Source organism: Coprococcus sp. RTP21204st1_G4_RTP21204_210225, from assembly GCF_040915385.1.
In the GTDB taxonomy this organism is placed as follows: Bacteria; Bacillota; Clostridia; order Lachnospirales; family Lachnospiraceae; genus Allocoprococcus; species Allocoprococcus comes.
The window spans coordinates 1-20,720 of the sequence record NZ_JBCPDP010000006.1 but is presented as its reverse complement, the minus strand read 5'-3'; the positions used below and the strand labels follow the sequence as shown (position 1 = coordinate 20,720).

The 20,720-nt window shown below is 40.9% G+C and carries 37 protein-coding genes; 2 read left to right on the top strand and 35 right to left on the bottom strand.

Features of this window, described 5'->3' with window-relative positions:
* Window positions 1-138: 138 nt before the first annotated feature.
* The 35 genes from AB5213_RS07180 to AB5213_RS07010 all read right to left on the bottom strand — a co-directional run bounded on the left by AB5213_RS07180 (window position 139) and on the right by AB5213_RS07010 (window position 19,305).
* Window positions 139-780 carry a response regulator gene (locus AB5213_RS07180; RefSeq protein ID WP_368276559.1) on the bottom strand — a complete coding sequence of 214 codons (642 nt, stop codon included), beginning with the start codon at window positions 778-780 and terminating at the stop codon, window positions 139-141.
* 14 nt (window positions 781-794) lie between these two features.
* The gene (locus AB5213_RS07175; RefSeq protein ID WP_368276558.1) at window positions 795-2,024 is read right to left on the bottom strand and encodes a substrate-binding domain-containing protein; all 1,230 of its coding nucleotides are present in this window, start codon (window positions 2,022-2,024) and stop codon (window positions 795-797) included.
* A gap of 160 nt (window positions 2,025-2,184) precedes the next feature.
* Window positions 2,185-2,721, bottom strand: a complete 537-nt coding sequence (locus AB5213_RS07170; RefSeq protein ID WP_022220184.1) for a bL17 family ribosomal protein — start codon at window positions 2,719-2,721, stop codon at window positions 2,185-2,187.
* A 146-nt stretch (window positions 2,722-2,867) separates the two neighbouring features.
* Window positions 2,868-3,827, bottom strand: coding sequence for a DNA-directed RNA polymerase subunit alpha (locus AB5213_RS07165; protein ID WP_008372575.1), 960 nt, complete (start codon window positions 3,825-3,827; stop codon window positions 2,868-2,870).
* A 146-nt stretch (window positions 3,828-3,973) separates the two neighbouring features.
* Window positions 3,974-4,567, bottom strand: a complete 594-nt coding sequence (gene rpsD, locus AB5213_RS07160; RefSeq protein WP_022220185.1) for a 30S ribosomal protein S4 — start codon at window positions 4,565-4,567, stop codon at window positions 3,974-3,976.
* 26 nt (window positions 4,568-4,593) lie between these two features.
* Window positions 4,594-4,989 carry a 30S ribosomal protein S11 gene (gene rpsK, locus AB5213_RS07155; protein WP_008372572.1) on the bottom strand — a complete coding sequence of 132 codons (396 nt, stop codon included), beginning with the start codon at window positions 4,987-4,989 and terminating at the stop codon, window positions 4,594-4,596.
* A gap of 40 nt (window positions 4,990-5,029) precedes the next feature.
* A complete protein-coding gene (gene rpsM, locus AB5213_RS07150) occupies window positions 5,030-5,398 on the bottom strand; it encodes a 30S ribosomal protein S13 (RefSeq protein ID WP_022220186.1) in 369 nt (122 codons plus the stop codon).
* A gap of 456 nt (window positions 5,399-5,854) precedes the next feature.
* The gene (gene rpmJ, locus AB5213_RS07145) at window positions 5,855-5,968 is read right to left on the bottom strand and encodes a 50S ribosomal protein L36 (RefSeq protein WP_005339020.1); all 114 of its coding nucleotides are present in this window, start codon (window positions 5,966-5,968) and stop codon (window positions 5,855-5,857) included.
* Window positions 5,969-6,087: 119 nt separating this feature from the next.
* Window positions 6,088-6,306: a translation initiation factor IF-1 gene (gene infA, locus AB5213_RS07140; RefSeq protein WP_004607275.1), complete on the bottom strand. Its 219-nt coding sequence runs from the start codon at window positions 6,304-6,306 to the stop codon at window positions 6,088-6,090.
* Window positions 6,307-6,594 carry a KOW domain-containing RNA-binding protein gene (locus tag AB5213_RS07135; protein ID WP_330673005.1) on the bottom strand — a complete coding sequence of 96 codons (288 nt, stop codon included), beginning with the start codon at window positions 6,592-6,594 and terminating at the stop codon, window positions 6,307-6,309.
* A complete protein-coding gene (gene map, locus AB5213_RS07130; RefSeq protein ID WP_368276557.1) occupies window positions 6,587-7,351 on the bottom strand; it encodes a type I methionyl aminopeptidase in 765 nt (254 codons plus the stop codon). The genes AB5213_RS07135 and map overlap by 8 nt, the downstream gene beginning before the upstream one ends.
* A 3-nt stretch (window positions 7,352-7,354) precedes the next feature.
* Entirely contained in the window at window positions 7,355-7,999 is a 645-nt protein-coding gene (locus AB5213_RS07125; protein ID WP_022220188.1) for an adenylate kinase, read from the bottom strand.
* Window positions 8,000-8,085: 86 nt separating this feature from the next.
* Window positions 8,086-9,438, bottom strand: a complete 1,353-nt coding sequence (gene secY, locus AB5213_RS07120) for a preprotein translocase subunit SecY (RefSeq protein WP_055157798.1) — start codon at window positions 9,436-9,438, stop codon at window positions 8,086-8,088.
* Window positions 9,438-9,878 carry a 50S ribosomal protein L15 gene (gene rplO, locus AB5213_RS07115; protein ID WP_008372558.1) on the bottom strand — a complete coding sequence of 147 codons (441 nt, stop codon included), beginning with the start codon at window positions 9,876-9,878 and terminating at the stop codon, window positions 9,438-9,440. The genes secY and rplO overlap by 1 nt, the downstream gene beginning before the upstream one ends.
* A 22-nt stretch (window positions 9,879-9,900) precedes the next feature.
* Window positions 9,901-10,083, bottom strand: a complete 183-nt coding sequence (gene rpmD, locus AB5213_RS07110) for a 50S ribosomal protein L30 (protein WP_008372557.1) — start codon at window positions 10,081-10,083, stop codon at window positions 9,901-9,903.
* 13 nt (window positions 10,084-10,096) lie between these two features.
* On the bottom strand, window positions 10,097-10,606 hold the full coding sequence (gene rpsE / locus AB5213_RS07105; protein ID WP_008372554.1) for a 30S ribosomal protein S5: 510 nt from the start codon (window positions 10,604-10,606) through the stop codon (window positions 10,097-10,099).
* A 15-nt stretch (window positions 10,607-10,621) separates the two neighbouring features.
* Window positions 10,622-10,990, bottom strand: coding sequence for a 50S ribosomal protein L18 (gene rplR / locus AB5213_RS07100; protein ID WP_008372552.1), 369 nt, complete (start codon window positions 10,988-10,990; stop codon window positions 10,622-10,624).
* A gap of 19 nt (window positions 10,991-11,009) precedes the next feature.
* The gene (gene rplF / locus AB5213_RS07095) at window positions 11,010-11,552 is read right to left on the bottom strand and encodes a 50S ribosomal protein L6 (RefSeq protein ID WP_008372550.1); all 543 of its coding nucleotides are present in this window, start codon (window positions 11,550-11,552) and stop codon (window positions 11,010-11,012) included.
* Window positions 11,553-11,685: 133 nt separating this feature from the next.
* The gene (rpsH, locus tag AB5213_RS07090) at window positions 11,686-12,087 is read right to left on the bottom strand and encodes a 30S ribosomal protein S8 (protein ID WP_008372548.1); all 402 of its coding nucleotides are present in this window, start codon (window positions 12,085-12,087) and stop codon (window positions 11,686-11,688) included.
* 19 nt (window positions 12,088-12,106) lie between these two features.
* Complete coding sequence (locus AB5213_RS07085) at window positions 12,107-12,292, bottom strand: type Z 30S ribosomal protein S14 (protein WP_008372546.1); 186 nt, start codon at window positions 12,290-12,292, stop codon at window positions 12,107-12,109.
* Between the two features lie 13 nt (window positions 12,293-12,305).
* On the bottom strand, window positions 12,306-12,845 hold the full coding sequence (rplE, locus tag AB5213_RS07080; RefSeq protein ID WP_008372545.1) for a 50S ribosomal protein L5: 540 nt from the start codon (window positions 12,843-12,845) through the stop codon (window positions 12,306-12,308).
* Between the two features lie 23 nt (window positions 12,846-12,868).
* A complete protein-coding gene (gene rplX, locus AB5213_RS07075) occupies window positions 12,869-13,180 on the bottom strand; it encodes a 50S ribosomal protein L24 (protein ID WP_022220190.1) in 312 nt (103 codons plus the stop codon).
* Window positions 13,181-13,192: 12 nt separating this feature from the next.
* Window positions 13,193-13,561: a 50S ribosomal protein L14 gene (gene rplN / locus AB5213_RS07070; RefSeq protein WP_008372541.1), complete on the bottom strand. Its 369-nt coding sequence runs from the start codon at window positions 13,559-13,561 to the stop codon at window positions 13,193-13,195.
* A gap of 36 nt (window positions 13,562-13,597) precedes the next feature.
* The gene (gene rpsQ, locus AB5213_RS07065) at window positions 13,598-13,852 is read right to left on the bottom strand and encodes a 30S ribosomal protein S17 (protein ID WP_022220191.1); all 255 of its coding nucleotides are present in this window, start codon (window positions 13,850-13,852) and stop codon (window positions 13,598-13,600) included.
* A 29-nt stretch (window positions 13,853-13,881) separates the two neighbouring features.
* Complete coding sequence (gene rpmC / locus AB5213_RS07060) at window positions 13,882-14,088, bottom strand: 50S ribosomal protein L29 (protein WP_008372537.1); 207 nt, start codon at window positions 14,086-14,088, stop codon at window positions 13,882-13,884.
* Window positions 14,078-14,515, bottom strand: coding sequence for a 50S ribosomal protein L16 (gene rplP / locus AB5213_RS07055; protein WP_008372535.1), 438 nt, complete (start codon window positions 14,513-14,515; stop codon window positions 14,078-14,080). Before rplP ends, rpmC begins: the two co-directional genes overlap by 11 nt.
* The gene (rpsC, locus tag AB5213_RS07050; protein WP_008372532.1) at window positions 14,515-15,171 is read right to left on the bottom strand and encodes a 30S ribosomal protein S3; all 657 of its coding nucleotides are present in this window, start codon (window positions 15,169-15,171) and stop codon (window positions 14,515-14,517) included. Before rpsC ends, rplP begins: the two co-directional genes overlap by 1 nt.
* Window positions 15,172-15,182: 11 nt before the next feature.
* Complete coding sequence (gene rplV / locus AB5213_RS07045) at window positions 15,183-15,569, bottom strand: 50S ribosomal protein L22 (RefSeq protein WP_008372530.1); 387 nt, start codon at window positions 15,567-15,569, stop codon at window positions 15,183-15,185.
* Between the two features lie 31 nt (window positions 15,570-15,600).
* A complete protein-coding gene (gene rpsS, locus AB5213_RS07040) occupies window positions 15,601-15,882 on the bottom strand; it encodes a 30S ribosomal protein S19 (RefSeq protein WP_008372528.1) in 282 nt (93 codons plus the stop codon).
* 25 nt (window positions 15,883-15,907) lie between these two features.
* Window positions 15,908-16,750 (bottom strand): 50S ribosomal protein L2, encoded by an 843-nt coding sequence (gene rplB / locus AB5213_RS07035; RefSeq protein ID WP_022220192.1) that lies wholly within the window; start codon window positions 16,748-16,750, stop codon window positions 15,908-15,910.
* Between the two features lie 69 nt (window positions 16,751-16,819).
* Entirely contained in the window at window positions 16,820-17,125 is a 306-nt protein-coding gene (gene rplW / locus AB5213_RS07030) for a 50S ribosomal protein L23 (protein WP_008372525.1), read from the bottom strand.
* Window positions 17,125-17,745 (bottom strand): 50S ribosomal protein L4, encoded by a 621-nt coding sequence (rplD, locus tag AB5213_RS07025; protein ID WP_008372524.1) that lies wholly within the window; start codon window positions 17,743-17,745, stop codon window positions 17,125-17,127. The genes rplW and rplD overlap by 1 nt, the downstream gene beginning before the upstream one ends.
* A gap of 30 nt (window positions 17,746-17,775) precedes the next feature.
* Window positions 17,776-18,456 carry a 50S ribosomal protein L3 gene (gene rplC / locus AB5213_RS07020; RefSeq protein WP_055297549.1) on the bottom strand — a complete coding sequence of 227 codons (681 nt, stop codon included), beginning with the start codon at window positions 18,454-18,456 and terminating at the stop codon, window positions 17,776-17,778.
* Between the two features lie 90 nt (window positions 18,457-18,546).
* On the bottom strand, window positions 18,547-18,864 hold the full coding sequence (rpsJ, locus tag AB5213_RS07015; protein ID WP_008372521.1) for a 30S ribosomal protein S10: 318 nt from the start codon (window positions 18,862-18,864) through the stop codon (window positions 18,547-18,549).
* A 291-nt stretch (window positions 18,865-19,155) separates the two neighbouring features.
* Entirely contained in the window at window positions 19,156-19,305 is a 150-nt protein-coding gene (locus AB5213_RS07010; RefSeq protein ID WP_368276556.1) for a hypothetical protein, read from the bottom strand.
* A gap of 30 nt (window positions 19,306-19,335) precedes the next feature.
* On the opposite strand from AB5213_RS07010, the gene AB5213_RS07005 reads away from it, so the two are divergent.
* Together AB5213_RS07005 and AB5213_RS07000 are read left to right on the top strand one after the other, a co-directional pair.
* A complete protein-coding gene (locus AB5213_RS07005) occupies window positions 19,336-19,878 on the top strand; it encodes a nitroreductase family protein (protein ID WP_173692408.1) in 543 nt (180 codons plus the stop codon).
* A gap of 425 nt (window positions 19,879-20,303) precedes the next feature.
* Entirely contained in the window at window positions 20,304-20,495 is a 192-nt protein-coding gene (locus AB5213_RS07000) for a hypothetical protein (protein ID WP_215633755.1), read from the top strand.
* Window positions 20,496-20,720: the final 225 nt, after the last annotated feature.

The following is a 20,720-nucleotide window of genomic DNA, read 5'->3' as shown; positions in this document are numbered from 1 at the left end:
ATTTTTATATTTTTCCAGAACTTTTTCCAGATCTTCCCTAAATGTCTGAGTTCTCGCAGTCAGTTCTTCACCAACAGCTCCCTGTGCAATAAATCCCCATCCTTCTACACCTCTCCGGAACCACAGGAGCTTTTCTGTCTACTCACTCAGATTTTCTATATTTTCAGTTGCACTTACAATATCCTCGTTATAATCCATCGGATGATCGATCATAATGATCTTAAAGAGGATCACACAATATCCCTCTGCACTGATTTCAATTCCCAGCTGCTTTCCCTGCTCCAGACATTCTCCAAATGGCATACTTCCTGCAAACACCTGATTGAAAAACTGAAACTTTTCACTTTCTTTGTTTTCCTGCATTTCACGGGCATATTGATTCATCTGCTCTTTTTCACTTTGCTCTTTCCGGATTTCTTCTGCTACTTTGTTAACTGCATCCAACAATTTTTCTGAAGAAATTGGCTTCAGAAGGTAATCGGTTACACCGATCTTAATCGCCATCTTTGCATAATCAAACTCATTATATCCACTCAGAATCATGATTTTCGTAGCCGGAAGTACTTTTTTAACCTGCTCACTGAGTTCCAGTCCATCCATAAAAGGCATCTTAATATCCGTGATCAGGATGTCTGGTTTCTTTTCAAGAATCATCGGTAACGCAAGTTCTCCATCACTTGCCTCTCCGACAAAGTCATATCCATGCATTTCCCAATTAATACTGTTCTTGATCCCATTTCTGATAATAATTTCATCTTCAACCAAAAATACTTTTATCATTCTTCTTCCTGCCTTTAATATGTTCTGTTTTCTATAATTTCATCCAAATCCATAGTTCCGTCAAAATATGTTTCTTCCACGTATTGTTCCTTATCAATGGAAATATCCGATTCCAGTCTCTGGATCAGTTCTGCCGCTTTCGGTCCCTGGCCAGGATTGCATTCAAAGGTTACATTCAATTTACCTTCTTTTACAGCTTCGATCCCCGCTTTGCTTCCACCAAATGAAATCACAATAATATCTCCGTCCTCTCCACAGGTCTTTCCTGATTTCTCGATCGCATCGATGGCTCCCAGTGCCATCTCGTCACTCTCAGCAAACACTACCCGTAAATCCGGTTCCTGCTCAAGAAATAGTTTCATGACTTTCTCTGCCTCTTCTCTGGAATTGTCACCGGTCTGTTGTGCCACCATCTCCCAGTCCGAATACCTTTCCAGCATAGTCTGATATCCCTGCGCTCTCATCAGCTGCTCCTCCGAGCCGATGGATTCCTGAATCGCGGCGATCTTGATGGTAATGTCTTCTTCTGTCTGCTCCTCCTCTGTCGAATCCGTCTCATCCTTCGCCGTTGAACTGCTTTTCATAATTTTATCAAAAATGGATGCACTGCTATCTGTCGCTTTTGAACTGTCTGTATTTACTTCCGTATCTTCACTGTCCGTCTGTTCCGATTCTTCCTGAGTCGGTGCCTCAGAAGCCGCCTTTTCTTTCTCTGCCTTTTTCTCGTCCTCTTCTTTCAGATATTCATCCAACCATTTTCCTGCCTTTTTCATCTGTTTTCCGTAATCACTTCCAAGCATGCACGAATACAGACTGCTGTCATCCGTATCTACACCGTTATTCACAAGGATTATAGGAATATGTGCCTTTTTTGCATCTTCCAGCACATCATCCCAGCCAATTTCAGAAATCGGATTAAGAATGATATAGTCCACACCCTGTTTTATAAATCCTTTCACATCTTCAATCTGTTTTTCCTGATCGCTACCTGCATCTGCATACACCGCTTCATAACCGTTTGATTTGACAAATGTATCCATAAAAGACGCTGTATTTGCATCCTTCCATGAGCTTTCTTCTCCACTCTGTGAAATTCCCACTGTGATCAGATAATCGAACTCGCTTTGCAGATTATCCGCATTTCTTGTCTCTCCTGTAAATAAAGAAAGTGCAAATGTACCCGCCGATACAATCAATATCAATACTGCCGCAACCTTTAAAATAAATCGCCCTACACGTCCCATGTCGTTCCTCCTTCACGTCTGTTAAAGGACATTCTTTTCAGATGTTTTCTATTATACACTGACTTTTATCAGAAAGAAAGGTAGAAATCGAGCAGACCAACTCACTATATACACAAAAAAACCACAGGCATAAATGCCTGTGGCTTTCGATCTCATTTGATTATACAAGCTCAAGAATAACTTCCATTGCAGCGTCACCTTTACGCTGTCCAATTTTGATGATTCTTGTATATCCGCCGTTGCGGTCTGCATACTTCGGAGCGATCTCTGTAAACAGTTTGTCTACCAGATCAACTTCTTTTGTATTTTTCTTCTTTCCAGCTGCAGCAGTCGGAACTTCTGTTACAGGGTAAAGTACTTTCAGCATCTGACGTCTTGCATGAAGTCTTGACGGATTGTCTTTTTTGATTGTCTTTTCAACTTCTTCGTATACAGTAACTTTCTTACCATCTACTACTTCTTTAACTCTCTTGCCTTCTGCATCTTTCTTAGCAACTTTAGCTTTGATTGTAACTTCTTCGAAGTTATCTTTTTCTTTTACAGCTGAAGCGATAAGACCTTCTGCGATCTTACGGATTTCTTTAGCTTTAGCTTCTGTTGTTCTGATTTTTCCGTGCTGAAGAAGCATTGTTACCTGATTTCTCAGTAATGCTTTTCTCTGACTTGCTGTTCTTCCAAGTTTTCTATACTTTGCCATTTTTTTATCCTCCATTATTCGGGACATACCGGCATGCACCTTCGGTCTTACTGCGGATATGCCATCTGGTTATGCTTTCATCGGGCTTACTAGCCAGATCGTGTGTCAGTGTTTCTGCCTGTATTCACATGCGAAACAGGAACTCCTTATTCGTCTCCCTGGCTGAGTTCAAGACCAAGTTCTTTTAATTTAGCAAGAACTTCTTCAAGAGATTTACGTCCAAGGTTACGAACTTTCATCATATCTTCTGATGTTCTGTTTGTAAGTTCTTCTACAGTATTGATTCCTGCTCTCTTCAGACAGTTATATGAACGAACAGAAAGTTCAAGTTCATCAATACTCATTTCAAGAACTTTTTCTTTTTCATCGTCTTCCTTTTCAATCATAACTTCCGCTGACTGAGCAACTTCAGAAAGATCAATAAAGAGCTTGAGATGTTCATTTAATACTTTTGCAGCAAGGCTGACTGCTTCATCCGGTGCAAGAGTACCATTTGTATAAACATCAAGTGTGAGTTTATCATAATCGGTAATCTGTCCGACACGAGTATTCTGAACTGTAAGATTTACACGCTCAACCGGTGTATAGATAGAGTCGATCGGAATCACACCAATCGGCATATCTTCTGTCTTATTCTTATCAGAACCTACATATCCTCTTCCCTTTGTGATAGTCAGTTCCATATAAAGCTTGCTGTCTGCACCGCCGTTAAGTGTAGCGATTACAGTTTCCGGATTCATGATTTCAATATCAGAATCTGCCTGAATATCAGCAGCTGTAACTACGCCCTCTCCCTCAAATTCGATGTAAGCTGTTTTCGGCTCATCTGTCTCGGAAGAATTCTTAATTGCGAGTGTTTTTAAGTTCATGATAATTTCAGTTACGTCTTCCTTTACGCCCGGAATAGAACTGAACTCATGCAATACTCCGTCGATTTTAATCTGGCTGATTGCAGCTCCCGGCAGAGAAGAAAGCATAATTCTTCTCAGAGAGTTTCCAAGTGTTGTACCATATCCTCTTTCAAGTGGTTCTACAACAAATCTGCCATACTTCTTATCATCTGAAATTTCTGCAATTTCAATATTAGGTTTATTAAAATCAAACACTATTTTGGTCCCTCCTTATGGGTTTTTGTATGTTGAGGGTGTCAGTTTTTGTCCTGTTTTCGATAAAAAACAGGATATTTCCTAACAGAACCTTAACGAACCCAGGAATCAGGTTCGTTAAGTATTGCATTTTATATGAATGCGTTCTATTTAGAATATAACTCGACGATCATCATTTCGTCAACTGGAACATCGATTGCTTCACGAGTAGGAAGTTCTTTAACTGTTCCTTTCAGGTTTTCGATATCTGATTCAAGCCATTCTGGAACAAGACGTCCACCTGTAACTTCTACGATATCTTTGTATCTCTGTGAAGATTTTTTACCTTCTTTAATCTCGATCACATCACCTGCTTTAATGAGGTAAGAAGGGATGTTAACCTGTTTTCCGTTAACAAGAACCTGTTTGTGATCAACGATCTGTCTTGCTTCACGTCTTGTTCTTGCAAATCCAAGACGGAATACTACGTTATCCAGTCTTGATTCAAGAAGAACCATCAGGTTTTCACCTGTCATTCCGCTCATCTGATCTGCTTTCTTGAAGTAGTTCAGGAACGGTTTTTCTAATACACCATAGATGAATTTAGCTTTCTGCTTTTCACGCAACTGAAGACCATACTCGCTCATTTTTCTATTGGATCTCTTTAACTGTCTGTTAGACTTTTTATCAATTCCAAGATATACCGGATCCATTCCAAGGGAACGGCATCTTTTAAGAACCGGGACTCTATTTACTGCCATGTTCGTATCCTCCTATAATAATTCGACTAGACTCTTCTTCTCTTCGGCGGGCGGCATCCATTGTGTGGTACCGGTGTTACGTCTCTGATGCTTGTTACATCAATTCCGCATGCCTGAAGAGCACGGATTGCTGCTTCTCTTCCTGAACCTGGTCCTTTTACGAATACGTCTACTGATTTAAGACCATGCGGCAGAGCTGCTTTAGCTGCTGTTTCAGCTGCCATCTGAGCTGCGTATGGAGTAGATTTTCTTGAACCTCTAAAACCAAGACCACCAGCACTTGCCCATGATAAAGCATTTCCCTGTGCATCTGTCAAAGTAACGATTGTATTATTGAAAGATGACTGGATATGTGCCTGTCCGCGTTCAACGTTTTTCTTGACACGTTTTTTTGTCACTTTTTTTGTAACTTTCTTAGCCATTTAAACTAACCTACACTTTCCTTTTTATTATTTGTCGAAATTATTTCTTCTTGTTTGCTACTGTTCTCTTAGGACCTTTTCTTGTTCTTGCATTGGTCTTTGTCTTCTGACCACGAACCGGAAGTCCTTTTCTGTGACGGATTCCTCTATAGCATCCGATTTCCTGAAGTCTCTTGATGTTAAGAGCGATCTCTCTTCTAAGATCACCTTCAACTGTCTGAGTTTCATCGATCACTGCACTGATCTTTTTAACTTCGTCATCTGTAAGATCTCTACAGCGAGTATCAGGATTAACTCCTGCTTCTGCGAGAATACGGGTTGCACTTGTTCTTCCGATTCCATAGATATAAGTCAATCCGATTTCTACACGTTTGTCTCTTGGTAAATCTACACCTGCAATACGAGCCATTTGTGATTTCCTCCATTTTCTTTCTTTTTTTGGTTTCACATTGTCCTATAATGAGGCTGCGGGCATCCCGTTATCAAAAAGAGCCCTACCGGACTTTTCAAAATGTATCCAATGCCTCAGACACGTCCGATATCCCAGCCCAGATGCGGTTCGGTATCCGCATCCTTTCCGGCAACCGATCTCTCGGCTAATGACCGCCGGTTTTTAAGCAATATACTAGAAACCACTTGCCCGTGGTGTTCATGTATATTAAATAGTGGATAACGCTCTACACACACCCTGGCGTATCCTCTATCAGCCGCCTAATTAAGTTTACATAAATCTGTCCATTCATATGCTCCGTGCGCCTAAGTTCCTCTGTCGCTCTTACGAGCTCATCGTCATTAAGGCTTGGGAGCGGTCTTCTCACTAAATTCAAGCTGCGCCTGTGGCTTGCTTTCATTAAGTGTTCAGAACCTATCCCTGACGCTGTTTATGTTTCGGATTCTCGCAGATAATTCTGACGCTTCCTTTTCTCTTGATAACTTTGCATTTTTCGCAAATCGGTTTTACTGATGATCTAACCTTCACGTCAAATCCTCCTTTCATACCTTGCCTGGTCTGCATTTTCCCCCTGTGCGCAGAAAAAGTCCTTCGCACAGTTCGCATAAAATTATATCACCTGGTTTTTGGTTTTGTCAAGTAATATTTTATTTATCTCTCCAGATAATTCTTCCTTTAGATAAATCGTATGGTGACAGTTCCAGAGTAACTTTGTCACCCGGTAAAATTTTGATAAAGTTCATACGCAGCTTTCCGCTGATATGTGCAAGTACCTGATGTCCATTTTCCAGTTCTACCTGAAACATGGCATTCGGAAGTTTTTCTACTACTGTTCCTTCGATTTCAATTACATCTGCTTTAGACATTTATTTGTCCTCCTTCTTTTCTGACATCTTATATTCTTTTAATATCCGTTTCAGCTTTACATCATCCGCTTCGGAAATCTCATGCTGTTCTCTAATGAGCTGTACATGTTTCTTTTTCTTTTTCTTTGGACTCTGAAGCGTTTTCCTCTCCCCGTCTGCAAGATATGTAAACTGTTCATCCAGTCCGACGATCACATATACCTTATCTTTATCATGACCGGCCAGAGATTTCGCAAGCATTCCTGTTTCCCATCTATCCATTTTCTGTTCCTCTGTTCTGTTATACATTTCCATCTGCAATCGACAGGATCTTCGGTTCGTCTTTTGTGATCAGAATTGTATTTTCATAATGTGCTGATTCTTTTCTGTCTGCCGTCACCACCGTCCAGTTATCACTCATCCAGCGAATCCGCTCTGTTCCGAGATTGACCATCGGCTCAATTGCCAGTGTCATTCCGGCTTTCAGCTTCGGTCCTCTTCTTCGCATCTGGAAATTCGGAATCTCCGGTGATTCATGAAGACTGGTCCCGATTCCATGTCCGCACAGTTCCCTGACAACACCGTATCCAAAGCTTTCCGCATAATCACCGATTGCTCGGGATATATCATATAGATGATTGCCTTCTTTTGCGAACTTTATTCCTTCGAAGAAGCTTTCCCTCGTTACATCGATCAGTTTCTGAAGATCCAGTCTGATCTCACCGACAGCATGTGTCCTTGCAGCATCGGAATGATAACCTTTGTAGATCACTCCTGCGTCCAGGCTCACAATATCACCTTCTTTTATGAGGTGCTTTGCTGATGGAATCCCATGAACGATTTCATCATTTACAGAAACACAGATAGACGCCGGATATCCATTGTAATTCAGAAAAGAAGGTTCGCAGCCATAGCTGCGAATAACTTCTTCACCTAATGCATCGATATCCAGTGTACTCATTCCTGGTTTTAATGCCTTCTCCAGTTCCTTATGTACGATCCCCAGAATCCTTCCGGCTTCTGTCATCAGTTCAATTTCTCTTTCTGATTTAATCGTAATCGGCATCTGTTACTCTCCTAATATAGAAACAATGGCTCCGAATACATCTTCCATATCCACTGTTCCATCAACGCTTTTCAGAATTCCCGCTTTTGTATAATAATCGATCAGCGGCTGTGTCTGATCATGATATACATGCAGCCTCTTTTCAACTGTCTCCGGTTTGTCATCATCACGAAGGATCAGTTCTCCTCCGCAGACATCACAGATTCCGTCTTTCTTCGGTGCAGCATATACAAGATGGTAAGTTGCGCCACATCCTACGCATGCGCGTCTTCCACCCATACGCTTTACAATATTCTCGTCCGGAACATCTACATCGATTGCATAGTCCATCTTCTGTCCCTTCGCTTCCAGTGCCTTATCAAGCGCCTCAGCCTGTGGAATTGTACGTGGGAAACCGTCCAGTACATATCCCTTCGTACAGTCATCCTGACTCACACGGTCTACTACAAGATCTACGACCAGTTCATCCGGAACAAGAAGTCCCTGATCCATATAAGTCTTCGCTTTCTTTCCAAGTTCAGTTCCGTTCTTAATATTTGCGCGGAAAATATCTCCTGTTGAAATATGAGGAATTCCGTACTTAGCGGCAATTTTTTTTGCCTGTGTACCTTTTCCTGCACCAGGAGCACCTAACATAATGATTTTCATTTTACTATTCCTCCTTCAAATGTCATAATGGCAAAAGAGCCCGTTGTCTTTGATTATACTCTAAAAGACAACGGGCTACAATTGTTTTAATATCCAAGAAAACTATTTTTCATAGATTTTCCTTTGACATTCAAAAATCCTGTGTAATTACGAACGAGCATCTGAGACTCAATCTGTTTGAGTGTCTCAAGAACAACACCGATGATAATGATCAGAGAAGTTCCCCCGAATGATACATTCGCTCCAAACACACCATTGAACACAAACGGAATTACCTGTACAATTACAAGTCCGCATGCACCAATAAAGATAATATAATTTAATATCTTATTTAAGTAGTCCACAGTAGGTTTTCCAGGTCTGATACCTGGGATAAATCCACCGCTTTTTTTCATATTATTTGCAATTTCCAACGGGTTAAAAGTAATGCTCGTATAGAAATATGCAAAGAAAATCGTAAGTACGATATATACTATAAGTCCCCAGGAATAGTAAATCTTATTCGGATTACACCAGTTTCCTGAACTTAAGCCTCTGAGGATTTCACTTCCGATGCCTTTTCCGTTGCCCTTGCCCATAAATGAAGCAATTACAACCGGGAACTGCATAATAGATGAAGCGAAAATAACCGGAATTACTCCGGCGGTATTAACCTTCAGCGGAATGTTCGTTGACTGTCCACCTACTGATTTTCTCCCCTGTACTTTCTGCGAATACTGAACCGGAATTCGTCTCTCCGCATCCTGAAGTATTACCGTAAATACTACAAGTACGAGAATGATTGCAATGATGATGATTGCTGCAAGTCCTCCACTGGCAAGACCTTTGCCGCTGATGAACTTCTCATACAGTGAGGTCATATCACTTGGAATGCGTGATAAAATGTTAATGAGCAGGACAATAGAAATACCATTTCCCACTCCTTTTTCTGTAATTCGTTCCCCGATCCACATAAGGAATGCAGATCCTGCAGTTAATGTAAGAACTACAATTGCAGCATTTACAAAATTGAACTTTTCCAAAAGTCCCTGACGTCCAAATCCAACAGCCATAGCTGTAGATTCAATCAGAGCAAGCACAACTGTCACATAACGAGTTAATGCGGTAAGCTTCTTTCTTCCATCTTCCCCTTCTTTCTGCATTTCCTCAAGCTTTGGAATTGCAATTGTAAGAAGCTGGATGATAATGGAAGATGTGATATACGGGGTAATACTCAATGCAAAGATGGACATCGTCTCAAACGAACCGCCGGTGAAAGCGTTAAAAAAGTTAAACGAATCACCGGTCTGGTTCGCAAAGAAATTCTGAATATAGGTCGGATCAACTCCCGGCGTCGGAAGCTGAGATCCGAGTCTTACTACAAACAGCATTGCAAGGGTATACAATATTTTTCTCCGTATGTCTTCAATCTGAAATGCTTTACGGAATGTTTGTAGCATTAGATCACCTCTGCTTTTCCACCAACAGCTTCAATCTTTTCTACAGCACCTGCGCTGAATGCATTTGCCTGAACAGTAAGCTTTTTGGTTAACTCTCCATTTCCAAGAATTTTAACACCATCTCTGGCATGTTTTACGATTCCTGCTTCAATCAGAGTTTCAACAGAAACTACTGCATCGTTGTCAAATACTTCAAGAGCACTGACATTGATTCCAACGATTTCCTTAGAGTTTCTGCAAGTGAAACCTCTCTTAGGAATACGTCTGTATAATGGCATCTGTCCACCTTCGAAACCTGGTCTCGGAGCTCCAGAACGAGCTTTCTGACCTTTGTGTCCCTTACCAGCAGTCTTACCATTTCCTGAGCCGTGTCCACGACCTCTTCTGAAATTATCGCTATGTTTTGATCCGTCAGCCGGTCTTAAATTAGATAAGTCCATTGTGACACCTCCTATCTAAGATTTATGCTTCTTCTTCTACTTTTACCAGATGTCTTACCTGCTGAACCATTCCTCTGGTTGCAGCGTTATCCGGAAGGACAACTGTCTTATTAACCTTCTTAAGGCCTAATGCTTCTACTGTTCTTCTGTGTTTCGGAACAGCACCGATTGTTGATTTTACTAATGTGATTTTTAAATTTGCCATTGTAATCTCCTCCCTAGCCTAAGATCTCTTCTACAGTTTTACCGCGAAGTTTAGCTACGTCTTCTGGAGCTTTCAGCTGACTTAAACCTTCGATAGTAGCAAGTACTACGTTCTGTTTGTTGTTAGATCCGAGAGATTTTGTACGGATGTTCTTGATACCTGCAAGTTCGATTACGGCACGAGCCGGTCCACCTGCGATAACACCAGTACCTTCCGGAGCTTTTTTCAGAAGTACAGAAGCACTTCCGAATTTTCCAATATAATCATGTGTAATACTGTCGTTTTCATCTAAAGTAACTTTGATAAGTTTCTTCATAGCATCTTCTTTTCCTTTGCGGATTGCTTCCGGAATTTCAGCTGCTTTTCCTAAACCTGCACCAACATGGCCGTTTCCGTCGCCAACAACTACTAAAGCTGTGAATCTCATGTTACGACCACCCTTAACAACTTTGGTAACACGTTTGATTGATACTACTTTTTCGGTAAGTTCTAACTGATTAGCATCAATACGTTCCTGTTTCATGTGTCCGTCCTCCTTCTAGAAATTCAAACCAGCTTCTCTTGCTGCGTCTGCTAATGCTTTGATTTTTCCGTGATAGATAAATCCTCCTCTGTCAAATACAACAGAAGTGATACCTTTCTCGATTGCTTTTTTTGCAATTACTGTTCCAAGGTATGCTGCTGCTTCAACGTTGTTGGTTTTTTCCAGTTCTGCTTTCACATCTTTCTGAAGAGTGGAAGCGGAAACCAGAGTGTTTCCAACTGTATCGTCAATAATCTGAGCATACATATGATTATTACTTCTAAACACAGCGAGACGCGGTCTTTCAGCTGTACCACTGAAACGGTTACGCAGTTTTCTATGTTTATTTACACGAACTTCGCTTCTTGATTTCTTACTAACCATTTGTTCACACTCTCCTTACTTATTTTTTACCAGTTTTACCAACTTTACGTCTGATAACTTCATCAGCATATTTGATTCCCTTGCCCTTATAAGGTTCCGGTCTTCTCTTATCTCTGATTTCAGCTGCGTACTGGCCAACTTTTTCTTTACTGATTCCCTTAACGATGATTTTGTTCTGTCCGTCAAGAACAGTTTCGATTCCTTCCGGATCTTCCATCTCAACCGGGTGAGAGTATCCCAAATTCAATGTTAATTTGTTTCCTGATTTGGAAGCTCTGTAACCTACACCGTTTACTTCAAGAACTTTTTCATATCCTTCAGTAACACCGATTACCATGTTGTTGATCAGTGTTCTTGTAAGACCATGAAGAGATTTCATCTTCTTGAGATCGTTCGGTCTTGTTACGATAACTTCTTCGCCTTCTTTTTTGATTTCCATTTCAACTGGAAGTTCTCTTACGAGAGTTCCCTTAGGACCTTTAACAGTCACTACATTCTTCTCTGCGATTTCAACAGTTACGCCTGCCGGGATCGCTACTGGATGTCTTCCGATACGTGACATACCTTTTACCTCCTACACTTACATTTTCGGAACAGCACCTTATGTCTGCTCTGTTTTCAGTTGCAATTTATTGAGTATCGAATGAAATCACAGGAAATATGATTTCATTCGTTTTCTCCATTTTATCTGGTTATTACCATACGAAGCAAAGAACTTCTCCGCCTACGCCAAGCTTTCTGGCTTCTTTGTCTGTAATCACGCCCTGGTTTGTAGAGATGATTGCAGTTCCAAGTCCTCCAAGTACTCTCGGAAGTTCGTCTTTACCAGCGTAAACACGAAGACCTGGTTTAGAAATCTTTTTGATTCCAGAAATAACTTTTTCGTTCTTATCTGCACCATATTTTAATGTGATGCGGATTGTGTTGAAGTTTCCTTCTTCTACGATGTCATATTTTGTGATGTATCCTTCGTTAACGAGAATGTCAGCGATAGCGATCTTCATCTTTGAAGCCGGAACATCTACTGTATCATGTTTTGCAGTGTTTGCGTTACGGATTCTTGTAAGCATATCTGCAATTGGATCACTCATAGTCATTGTGGATTATCCTCCTTTTCTACCAACTTGCTTTCTTTACGCCCGGAATTTCACCTTTGTATGCCAGTTCACGGAAGCATACACGGCAGATTCCATATTTTCTTAAATATGCATGTGGACGTCCACAGATTCTGCAACGATTATATTCTCTTGTAGAGAATTTCTGTTTGCGCTGCTGTTTCAGTTTCATTGCTGTCTTTGCCATGAAAATTTCCTCCTTATTTTGTGAATGGCATGTTGAACTGTGTTAACAATTCACGTGCTTCTTCGTCTGTATTAGCAGTTGTTACGAAGATAACATCCATACCTCTAACCTTATCTACTTTATCATATTCGATTTCTGGGAAGATAAGCTGCTCCTTGATACCAAGAGCGTAGTTACCTCTTCCGTCGAATGCGTTCGGATTAACTCCTCTAAAGTCACGTACACGAGGCAGTGCAAGGTTGATGAGACGATCAACGAACTCATACATCTTTTCTCCTCTTAAAGTAACTTTGCATCCGATAGCCATTCCTTCACGGATTTTGAAGTTAGCTACTGAATTTTTAGCTCTGGTCAGAACTGCTTTCTGTCCAGTGATCTTTTCCATATCAGCTACAGCTGAGTCTAATGCTTTTGCATTGTCTTTTGCTTCGCCAACGCCCATGTTGATAACAACCTTGTCGAGCTTCGGCACTTCCATAATATTCTTATAACCAAATTTTTTGATCATTGCGTCAATGATCTCGTTCTGGTACTGTTCTTTAAGTCTACTCAAAGCCTTTGACCTCCTTCCTAGAACTAATCAATTACTTCGCCTGTTGATTTTGCAACACGTACTTTTTTGTCTCCATCAAGTTTGAAGCCTACTCTTGTAGCTTTTCCCTTGTGAACATACATTACGTTAGATGCATCGATCGGTCCTTCCTGATGAAGGATTCCGCCTTCCGGATTAGAAGCGCTTGGTTTAGCATGTTTTGTTCTCATGTTAACGCCTTCTACCAGGACTGTACCGTTTTTCTGATCTACTGCGATTACTTTGCCTTCTTTGTCTTTATCTTTTCCAGCGATAACTTTAACGGTATCGCCTTTTTTGATCTTCATTGTTGACATACTCGAACCTCCTTACAGTACTTCCGGAGCCAGTGAAACAATTTTCATAAACTGTTTCTCACGAAGTTCTCTGGCTACAGGTCCAAAAATACGAGTTCCTTTTGGGTTTTTGTCATCTTTAATAATAACAGCAGCATTTTCATCGAATCTGATGTATGATCCATCTTTACGACGAGTGCTGTTTACAGTACGAACAACTACAGCTTTAACGACATCACCTTTTTTAACAACGCCGCCTGGTGTTGCATCTTTAACCGAAGCAACGATTACATCACCGATAGCTGCATATCTTCTTGTAGAACCGCCTAATACACGGATACAGAGTAATTCTTTAGCACCTGTATTATCTGCTACTTTTAATCTGCTTTCTTGCTGTATCATGCAGGTAAACCTCCTTATACTTTTATCAAAGTCAAACTATTTAACTTTTTCTACGATTTCAACAAGTCTCCATCTCTTATCTTTAGATAACGGTCTTGTCTCCATAACTTTTACTCTATCACCAATATTGCATTCATTATTTTCATCATGCGCTTTCAGTTTGTAAGTTCTTTTTACGATCTTATTGTAAAGCGGATGTTTTACATGGTCTTCTACTGCAACGACGATTGTCTTGTCCATCTTGTTGCTTACAACCTTACCAACTCTCGTTTTTCTCAGGTTTCTTTCCACGGTTATACTCCTTTCTGAATATCACCTAATTAAGCATTCTGGCTTTTTTCTGTGATCACTGTCTGGATTCTTGCGATATTCTTTCTTACTTCTTTGATTCTGCTTGTATTATCTAACTGATTTGTTGCGTTCTGGAATCTCAGATTGAAGAGTTCCTTTTTAGCAGCTACTAATTCTTCATTTAATTCTGCAACAGATTTTGCTTTTAAATCTTCTACAAATGTCTTAATTTTCACTGTTATCACCGCCTTCTAAGTCTGCACGAGAAACGATTTTACATTTACATGGTAATTTGTGCATAGCAAGACGTAATGCTTCTTTCGCAACTTCTTCAGGTACTCCTGCAAGTTCGAACATTACACGTCCTGGCTTAACTACAGCTACCCAGTATTCAAGAGTTCCTTTTCCAGAACCCATACGTGTCTCAGCCGGTTTCGTTGTTACTGGTTTATCAGGGAAGATCTTGATCCAAACCTTACCACCACGTTTGATGTAACGTGTCATAGCGATACGGGCAGCTTCAATCTGGTTAGATCTGATCCAACATGGTTCCATTGCTACAAGACCATATTCACCGTTCGTGATCTTGTTTCCTCTTAATGCTTTACCTTTCATGGAGCCACGGAACTGTTTTCTACGTTTTACTCTTTTTGGCATTAACATTATTTATCGCTCCCTTCCTTACCTGCCTTTGTTGGAAGTACTTCGCCTTTGTAAATCCATACCTTAACACCAACTTTTCCGTAAGTTGTGTCTGCTTCAGCGAAGCCATAGTCAATGTCTGCTCTCAGTGTCTGAAGCGGAATAGTTCCTTCGCTGTAGAACTCTGTACGAGCCATATCAGCTCCGCCGAGACGTCCGGATACGGATGTCTTAACACCAAGTGCTCCTGATTTCATAGTTCTTGACATGCAAGATTTCATTGCACGACGGAAGGAAATACGATTTTCCAGCTGCTGTGCGATGTTTTCAGCAACGAGCTGAGCATCTTTGTCAGGTCTTTTTACTTCTTTGATGTCAACGATAACTTTCTTATCTGTCATTTTCTGAAGTTCAGCTTTTACTTTTTCGATCTCAGAACCGCCTTTACCAATTACAACACCCGGTTTAGCAGTATAAACGATGATCTTAACACGATCAGAAGCTCTTTCGATTTCAATCTTAGAAACTCCTGCGCTGTATAATTTATTCTTCAGAAATTTTCTGATTTTATGATCTTCTACTAAATAGTCAGCAAAATCTTTTTCTGCATACCATTTAGAGTCCCAGTCTTTGATAACACCGACTCTTAAGCCATGAGGATTAACTTTCTGTCCCATTATTGCCCTCCTTATCTTTCATTAAGCACAAGTGTAATATGACTCATTCTCTTTTCGATTCTGTAAGCTCTGCCCTGTGCTCTCGGTCTGATTCTCTTCATTGTTGGTCCTTTATTTGCGTAGCATTCCTCAATATAAAGGTTTTCAACACTCATACCGTTGTTATTCTCAGCATTTGCGATAGCTGATTCCAATAATTTCTTTATAATGCTTGAAGCGTATCTTGGATTGTATGTTAAAATACCAAGCGCTGTTGTTACATCCTTACCTCTGATGGCATCTAATACGAAGCATGCTTTCTGAACAGAAACTCTGGCGTAAGATAACTTAGCTGAAGGTCTGGTGTCCTTGTTTGCATTTCTTTCTCTCTTAATTTGACTTCTATGTCCTTTTGCCATGGGATGAAACCTCCTTTCAATACGTTAAATATTATCTAACTTTCGATTTCTTTTCGTCTTTTCCATGTCCTCTGTATGTTCTGGTTGCTACGAACTCTCCGAGTTTATGTCCAACCATATCTTCTGTTACATATACCGGAACATGTTTTCTTCCATCATGAACTGCGATTGTATGTCCAACCATAATCGGGAAGATTGTAGAACGACGAGACCATGTTTTGATAACACCCTTGTCTCCTGATGCGTTCATTGCTTCCACTTTCTTAAGCAGGCTTGCGTCTGCGAATGGTCCTTTTTTAAGTGAACGAGCCATAGGTTCTAACCTCCTTGAAAATTAACTATTTGATTCCTCTACCGTCTTTTCTTCTGATGATCAGCTTGTTAGACTGTTTGTTTTTCTTACGAGTCTTAAGACCAAGTGCCGGTTTACCCCAAGGAGTGCACGGACCCGGACGACCGATTCCAGTCTTACCTTCACCACCACCATGCGGATGATCATTCGGGTTCATAACGGAACCACGAACTGTAGGTCTGATACCCATGTGACGTTTACGTCCTGCTTTACCAATGTTTACAAGGTTGTGATCGCCATTACCAACAACACCAACTGATGCGCGGCATTCGATCGGAACCATTCTCATTTCTCCTGAAGGAAGACGAAGTGTTGCGTACTTTCCTTCTTTAGCCATGAGCTGTGCGCTGTTTCCTGCTGAACGAACCATCTGTCCGCCCTTTCCAGGATGAAGCTCAATGTTATGAACCTGTGTACCAACCGGGATAGCTGAAAGCGGCAGGCAGTTTCCTACTCTTACTTCTGCTTCTGGTCCGTTCATAACTTTCATTCCGTCTGTAAGTCCTTCTGGTGCGATGATGTAAGCTTTTTCTCCATCAGCGTAGCAGATAAGTGCGATGTTAGCACTTCTGTTCGGATCGTATTCGATTCCGATTACAGTTGCCGGAATTCCGTCTTTTTTACGTTTGAAGTCGATTACTCTATATTTTCTCTTAACTCCGCCTCCGCGGTGTCTAACAGTGATTTTACCCTGATTGTTACGTCCGGCAGTCTTGCTCAGAGAAACTACTAAAGATTTCTCCGGTGTTGCTTTTGTGATTTCTGAGAAATCAGAGCCGGTCATATGTCTTCTGGAAGGTGTATATGGGCGGTATGTTTTAATTCCCATTACTCTATCTCCTTTCGCATTTTGCTAGTTATTTTTGTCACGGATTTGCACCGTTTAGGTTCCAGTTTCTTACAGTCCCTGGAAGATTTCGATCTCTGCTGATTCTTCTGTCAGCTGAACGATTGCTTTCTTTGTCTTAGCTGTTTTTCCGAATGTCATGGTTCCGCGAACTCGTTTGTTCTTTCCGTCCATGTTGATTGTGTTAACGCCAGCAACTTTTGTTCCTGGGAACATTTTTTCTACAGCTTCTTTGATCTGAGTCTTATTAGCTTCTGTGTGTACAAGGAATGTGTATTTCTTGTCAGCCATAAGAGCCATTGTCTTTTCGGTTACTACCGGTTTAAGGATTACATCATAATACTGAATGTTTGCCATTATGCGTACACCTCCTCGATTGCCTGTACAGCAGCCTTAGTTGCGATTACTGTATTGTATTTCAGGATGTCATACACATTGATTGTGTTTGTCTTAGCAGTTTTAACATCAGCAATGTTTCTAGCTGAAAGTTCTGCGTTCTTGTTTCCGTCTTCCAGAACTACGAGAGCTTTGGATACTGACAGGTTATTAAGAACATCCTGGAATTTCTTTGTCTTGATTTCATCAAAGTTGATTTCATCAACAACGATGAATTTCTTTTCTTCTACTCTTGATGTCAGAGCGGATTTGAGAGCTGCTCTTCTTTCTTTCTTGTTAAGTTTGAAAGAGTAATCTCTCGGTGTCGGAGCGAATACTACTCCACCGCCTGTCCACTGCGGAGCTCTTGTAGATCCCTGTCTTGCATGACCGGTACCTTTCTGTCTCCATGGTTTTCTTCCGCCGCCGGAAACTTCTGAACGAGTTTTCGCTTTCTGTGTTCCCTGACGTTTATTTGCAAGCTGGCTTACAACTGCCATGTGTACAAGGTGTTCGTTTACTTCTACACCGAATACAGCATCATTTAAGTCGATTGTTCCAACTTCTTTACCTTCGATATTGTAAACAGATACGTTTGCCATCTGTATGTTCCTCCTTTCCTAGTGCCAATCTTAGATAGATTTTACAGATTCTTTAATCGTTACAAGAGATTTCTTTGGTCCCGGAACTGCGCCCTTAACCAGAAGAAGGTTGTTTTCAACGTCTACTCTTACGATTTCAAGGTTCTGAATTGTAATCTTCTTTGCTCCCATGTGTCCTGGCATCTTTTTGCCCTTAAATACTTTACTCGGGTCAGATGCAGCACCGTTGGAACCAGCATGACGATGGAACTTAGAACCGTGAGCCATAGGTCCTCTGTGCTGGTTGTGTCTCTTGATAGCACCCTGGAATCCTTTACCTTTGGAAATTGCTGTTGCGTCTACTTTGTCACCAGCTTCAAAGATATCTGCTTTAATTTCCTGAGCTAACTGATATTCATCAGCGTTCTCGAATTTGAATTCTCTTACAAATCTTTTTCCTGTTACTCCGGCTTTGTCAAAGTGTCCTTTTTCAGCCTTTGTAACTCCGTGTCTGTGCACGATTTCTTTCTTTCCGTTCTTGTCAACGTTAACAATTTTGTCTTTCTTGTCAACGAATCCAACCTGAACTGCGCTGTATCCGTCATTTTCAACGGTTTTGATCTGTGTTACAACACATGGTCCAGCCTGAAGAACAGTTACCGGAGTAAGTACTCCATCTTCGTTGAAGATTTGAGTCATTCCGACTTTGGTAGCTAAGATAGCTTTCTTCATTTTATTTTACCTCCTGTGATTTACAGCGGAACGCCCTTATGGGTGTTCATCCTAAATATTAGGAACTACTGTGTTTTAATTTATTAGAACTTATTTGTTCTTCATTTTGATATCGATGTATACACCAGCTGGCATTTCCAGTCTTGACAGAGCATCTACAGTCTTCTGTGTCGGTGCAATGATATCGATCAGTCTCTTATGAGTTCTCTGTTCGAACTGTTCTCTGGAATCTTTGTATTTGTGAACCGCTCTTAAGATTGTTACAACTTCCTTCTTTGTCGGAAGCGGTACCGGTCCGCTAACCTTTGCTCCATTTTTCTTTACAGTTTCGATAATTTTCTTGGCAGATGCATCTACAAGCTGATGATCATATGCCTTCAATGTGATTCTCATTACTTGACTTGCCATAAAAAAAGTCGCCTCCTTTTCGTACTTAAACCTCAGTACGACAAGCGGTGACTGTACACTTCCCCGTGTGTGTCGTGAGAAACTCACACGTTGTTACTGCATCTCAGCAGCTGTTATGATTTCGTACAGTGACTTGTCGCCAGTTTCCTAACTTGACATTCGCTCCACGGAAAACCTGCCATTCTTCTCGGCAGCAACCTCGCGCTTCTTTGCTATCATGTCACAGCTTTTTTAGTATACCCGATGTTTCTGCATTTTGCAAGCATTTTATTTTATTTTTTGTACTTTTTTTCATACAAAATTTTCTTGAAAAATCTTCTCCTTTTGTGCTATTTTTCTTATTCCCTTTTTGCGGTATAATATTCTCATATTCAGCAGGGTACCAGATCCATAGGCTTCTTCGCTAAATGCAGCCTGTCTTTCGATCTTTCCCCACATCATCTTATATAGAATAGAAGGAGGACGCATATTATGCAGACATTAGATGCAATCAAAACAAGAAGAACGATCCGCAAATTTACAGAGGAGCCTGTCTCACATGAAGTGATCGAGAAAATCGTAGAAGCAAGTGCCTACGCTCCATCCTGGAAGAATACGCAGACAGCAAGATATATTATAATAGAAGAAACAGCTCTCAAAGACAGGATTGCCAGAGAAGCTGTTATGGGATTTGAATGGAATACAGGCATCATTCTTGGTGCACCGGTACTGGTTGTTCTCGCTTCCGTTCCGGGGAAAAGCGGTTACGAAAAGGACGGAGCTTATTCCACCTCAAAAAAGGATAAATGGGAAATGTTTGATGCCGGTATCGCTGCGCAAACCTTCCAGCTCGCTGCTCATGAATGCGGAATCGGTTCGGTTGTCATGGGTATTTTCGATGAGGTAAAGGTAAAAGAACTACTTGGTCTTGACGATACTCTGAATGTATCTGCCCTGATTGCGATCGGTCATCCAGCCATCCAACCGACCGCACCAGCACGTAAACCTGTCCAGGAACTGATCCAGTACCGCTAATCTACAGTAGACTTACGCTTGACCGCTTTGTACAGATTTTAGTGCATAATTTATTCATAAATTTACCATTTTCTTGTTGACACTACCGTGATAAAGTGATATAGTGTAACCAACTTAATCAGAGAGCTAAACCAAGGGCGGTTTCCAACACAAGGATACCGCTTTTTAATAAAGACTTGATTAAGCTACAACATTGGTTGTTATTGCAGTTATATTATTGCCGGTCGTTTCCCCCAAGAATGATCTTGCAATGATAAAACTCCAATTTATATATACATCCTCTTTGTAGGAGCATTCCCCAGCTTTGTATATAAGGCAAACTGCAATGCAACGAGGAAAAACCTCTCAATGACATACCAAAAAGAAAAGACATGACCTCGAGGGGTCATGTTTTTTCTTTCCAAAAGTAAAGGAGACGTGAAAATATGAGTAGTTCAAGACCGATAGATAACCCGAAAGATCCCCGTACAGACGAGAAACCCGTATTTTCAAAAGAGCTGGTGCAGGAAGATCTAAAAGACGAATTCAAAGCAGACTCCAACTCCGAATGGGCCACTGATTCCCAGGATGAACTCGAAGACTGGATTGAGGAGCAGGGGATACAGTTGCGGTACTAGATTTTGTAAAAAGAATACATCTATTTGATGCCGGAAAATCTTTTTGATTTTCCGGCGTTTTTAATTTATATATTCTTCTGCGCATATTATATTTTCAAGCGGCAATTGCTGAACATGCATAAAAACCGGGAAATAATTCAGCCTTGTATAAACTGGACCCCATGTCAAGGACACAGTAAATTTTTTAGGTCAATTGGTTAAACAACCAATGCTGATGGTTTCTCT

What these genes read in the sequence shown, in the direction of transcription:
- AB5213_RS07180 (WP_368276559.1), bottom strand. Translation starts at nt 780, where the DNA reads ATGATAAAAGTATTTTTGGTTGAAGATGAAATTATTATCAGAAATGGG.
- AB5213_RS07175 (WP_368276558.1), bottom strand. Translation starts at nt 2,024, where the DNA reads ATGGGACGTGTAGGGCGATTTATTTTAAAGGTTGCGGCAGTATTGATA.
- AB5213_RS07170 (WP_022220184.1), bottom strand. Translation starts at nt 2,721, where the DNA reads ATGGCAAAGTATAGAAAACTTGGAAGAACAGCAAGTCAGAGAAAAGCA.
- rpsD (WP_022220185.1), bottom strand. Translation starts at nt 4,567, where the DNA reads ATGGCAGTAAATAGAGTCCCGGTTCTTAAAAGATGCCGTTCCCTTGGA.
- rpsK (WP_008372572.1), bottom strand. Translation starts at nt 4,989, where the DNA reads ATGGCTAAGAAAGTTACAAAAAAAGTGACAAAAAAACGTGTCAAGAAA.
- rpsM (WP_022220186.1), bottom strand. Translation starts at nt 5,398, where the DNA reads ATGGCTCGTATTGCAGGTGTAGATTTACCAAGAGACAAACGTGTAGAA.
- infA (WP_004607275.1), bottom strand. Translation starts at nt 6,306, where the DNA reads ATGTCTAAAGCAGATGTAATTGAAATCGAAGGAACAGTAGTAGAAAAA.
- AB5213_RS07135 (WP_330673005.1), bottom strand. Translation starts at nt 6,594, where the DNA reads ATGTATAACAGAACAGAGGAACAGAAAATGGATAGATGGGAAACAGGA.
- map (WP_368276557.1), bottom strand. Translation starts at nt 7,351, where the DNA reads ATGCCGATTACGATTAAATCAGAAAGAGAAATTGAACTGATGACAGAA.
- AB5213_RS07125 (WP_022220188.1), bottom strand. Translation starts at nt 7,999, where the DNA reads ATGAAAATCATTATGTTAGGTGCTCCTGGTGCAGGAAAAGGTACACAG.
- secY (WP_055157798.1), bottom strand. Translation starts at nt 9,438, where the DNA reads ATGCTACAAACATTCCGTAAAGCATTTCAGATTGAAGACATACGGAGA.
- rplO (WP_008372558.1), bottom strand. Translation starts at nt 9,878, where the DNA reads ATGGACTTATCTAATTTAAGACCGGCTGACGGATCAAAACATAGCGAT.
- rpmD (WP_008372557.1), bottom strand. Translation starts at nt 10,083, where the DNA reads ATGGCAAATTTAAAAATCACATTAGTAAAATCAACAATCGGTGCTGTT.
- rpsE (WP_008372554.1), bottom strand. Translation starts at nt 10,606, where the DNA reads ATGAAACAGGAACGTATTGATGCTAATCAGTTAGAACTTACCGAAAAA.
- rplR (WP_008372552.1), bottom strand. Translation starts at nt 10,990, where the DNA reads ATGGTTAGTAAGAAATCAAGAAGCGAAGTTCGTGTAAATAAACATAGA.
- rplF (WP_008372550.1), bottom strand. Translation starts at nt 11,552, where the DNA reads ATGTCACGTATCGGAAGACATCCAGTAGCGATCCCGGCAGGCGTAACT.
- rpsH (WP_008372548.1), bottom strand. Translation starts at nt 12,087, where the DNA reads ATGACTATGAGTGATCCAATTGCAGATATGCTTACAAGAATCCGTAAC.
- AB5213_RS07085 (WP_008372546.1), bottom strand. Translation starts at nt 12,292, where the DNA reads ATGGCAAAGACAGCAATGAAACTGAAACAGCAGCGCAAACAGAAATTC.
- rplX (WP_022220190.1), bottom strand. Translation starts at nt 13,180, where the DNA reads ATGTCAACAATGAAGATCAAAAAAGGCGATACCGTTAAAGTTATCGCT.
- rplN (WP_008372541.1), bottom strand. Translation starts at nt 13,561, where the DNA reads ATGATACAGCAAGAAAGCAGATTAAAAGTAGCAGATAATACAGGTGCT.
- rplP (WP_008372535.1), bottom strand. Translation starts at nt 14,515, where the DNA reads ATGTTAATGCCAAAAAGAGTAAAACGTAGAAAACAGTTCCGTGGCTCC.
- rpsC (WP_008372532.1), bottom strand. Translation starts at nt 15,171, where the DNA reads ATGGGACAGAAAGTTAATCCTCATGGCTTAAGAGTCGGTGTTATCAAA.
- rplV (WP_008372530.1), bottom strand. Translation starts at nt 15,569, where the DNA reads ATGGCAAAAGGACATAGAAGTCAAATTAAGAGAGAAAGAAATGCAAAC.
- rpsS (WP_008372528.1), bottom strand. Translation starts at nt 15,882, where the DNA reads ATGGCTCGTTCACTTAAAAAAGGACCATTCGCAGACGCAAGCCTGCTT.
- rplB (WP_022220192.1), bottom strand. Translation starts at nt 16,750, where the DNA reads ATGGGAATTAAAACATACCGCCCATATACACCTTCCAGAAGACATATG.
- rplW (WP_008372525.1), bottom strand. Translation starts at nt 17,125, where the DNA reads ATGGCAAACATTCAGTATTATGATGTAATCCTTAAACCGGTAGTAACC.
- rplD (WP_008372524.1), bottom strand. Translation starts at nt 17,745, where the DNA reads ATGGCAAACGTATCTGTTTACAATATCGAAGGTAAAGAAGTTGGAACA.
- rplC (WP_055297549.1), bottom strand. Translation starts at nt 18,456, where the DNA reads ATGAAGAAAGCTATCTTAGCTACCAAAGTCGGAATGACTCAAATCTTC.
- rpsJ (WP_008372521.1), bottom strand. Translation starts at nt 18,864, where the DNA reads ATGGCAAGTCAAGTAATGAGAATCACATTGAAGGCATATGATCATCAG.
- AB5213_RS07010 (WP_368276556.1), bottom strand. Translation starts at nt 19,305, where the DNA reads ATGATGTGGGGAAAGATCGAAAGACAGGCTGCATTTAGCGAAGAAGCC.
- AB5213_RS07005 (WP_173692408.1), top strand. Translation starts at nt 19,336, where the DNA reads ATGCAGACATTAGATGCAATCAAAACAAGAAGAACGATCCGCAAATTT.
- AB5213_RS07000 (WP_215633755.1), top strand. Translation starts at nt 20,304, where the DNA reads ATGAGTAGTTCAAGACCGATAGATAACCCGAAAGATCCCCGTACAGAC.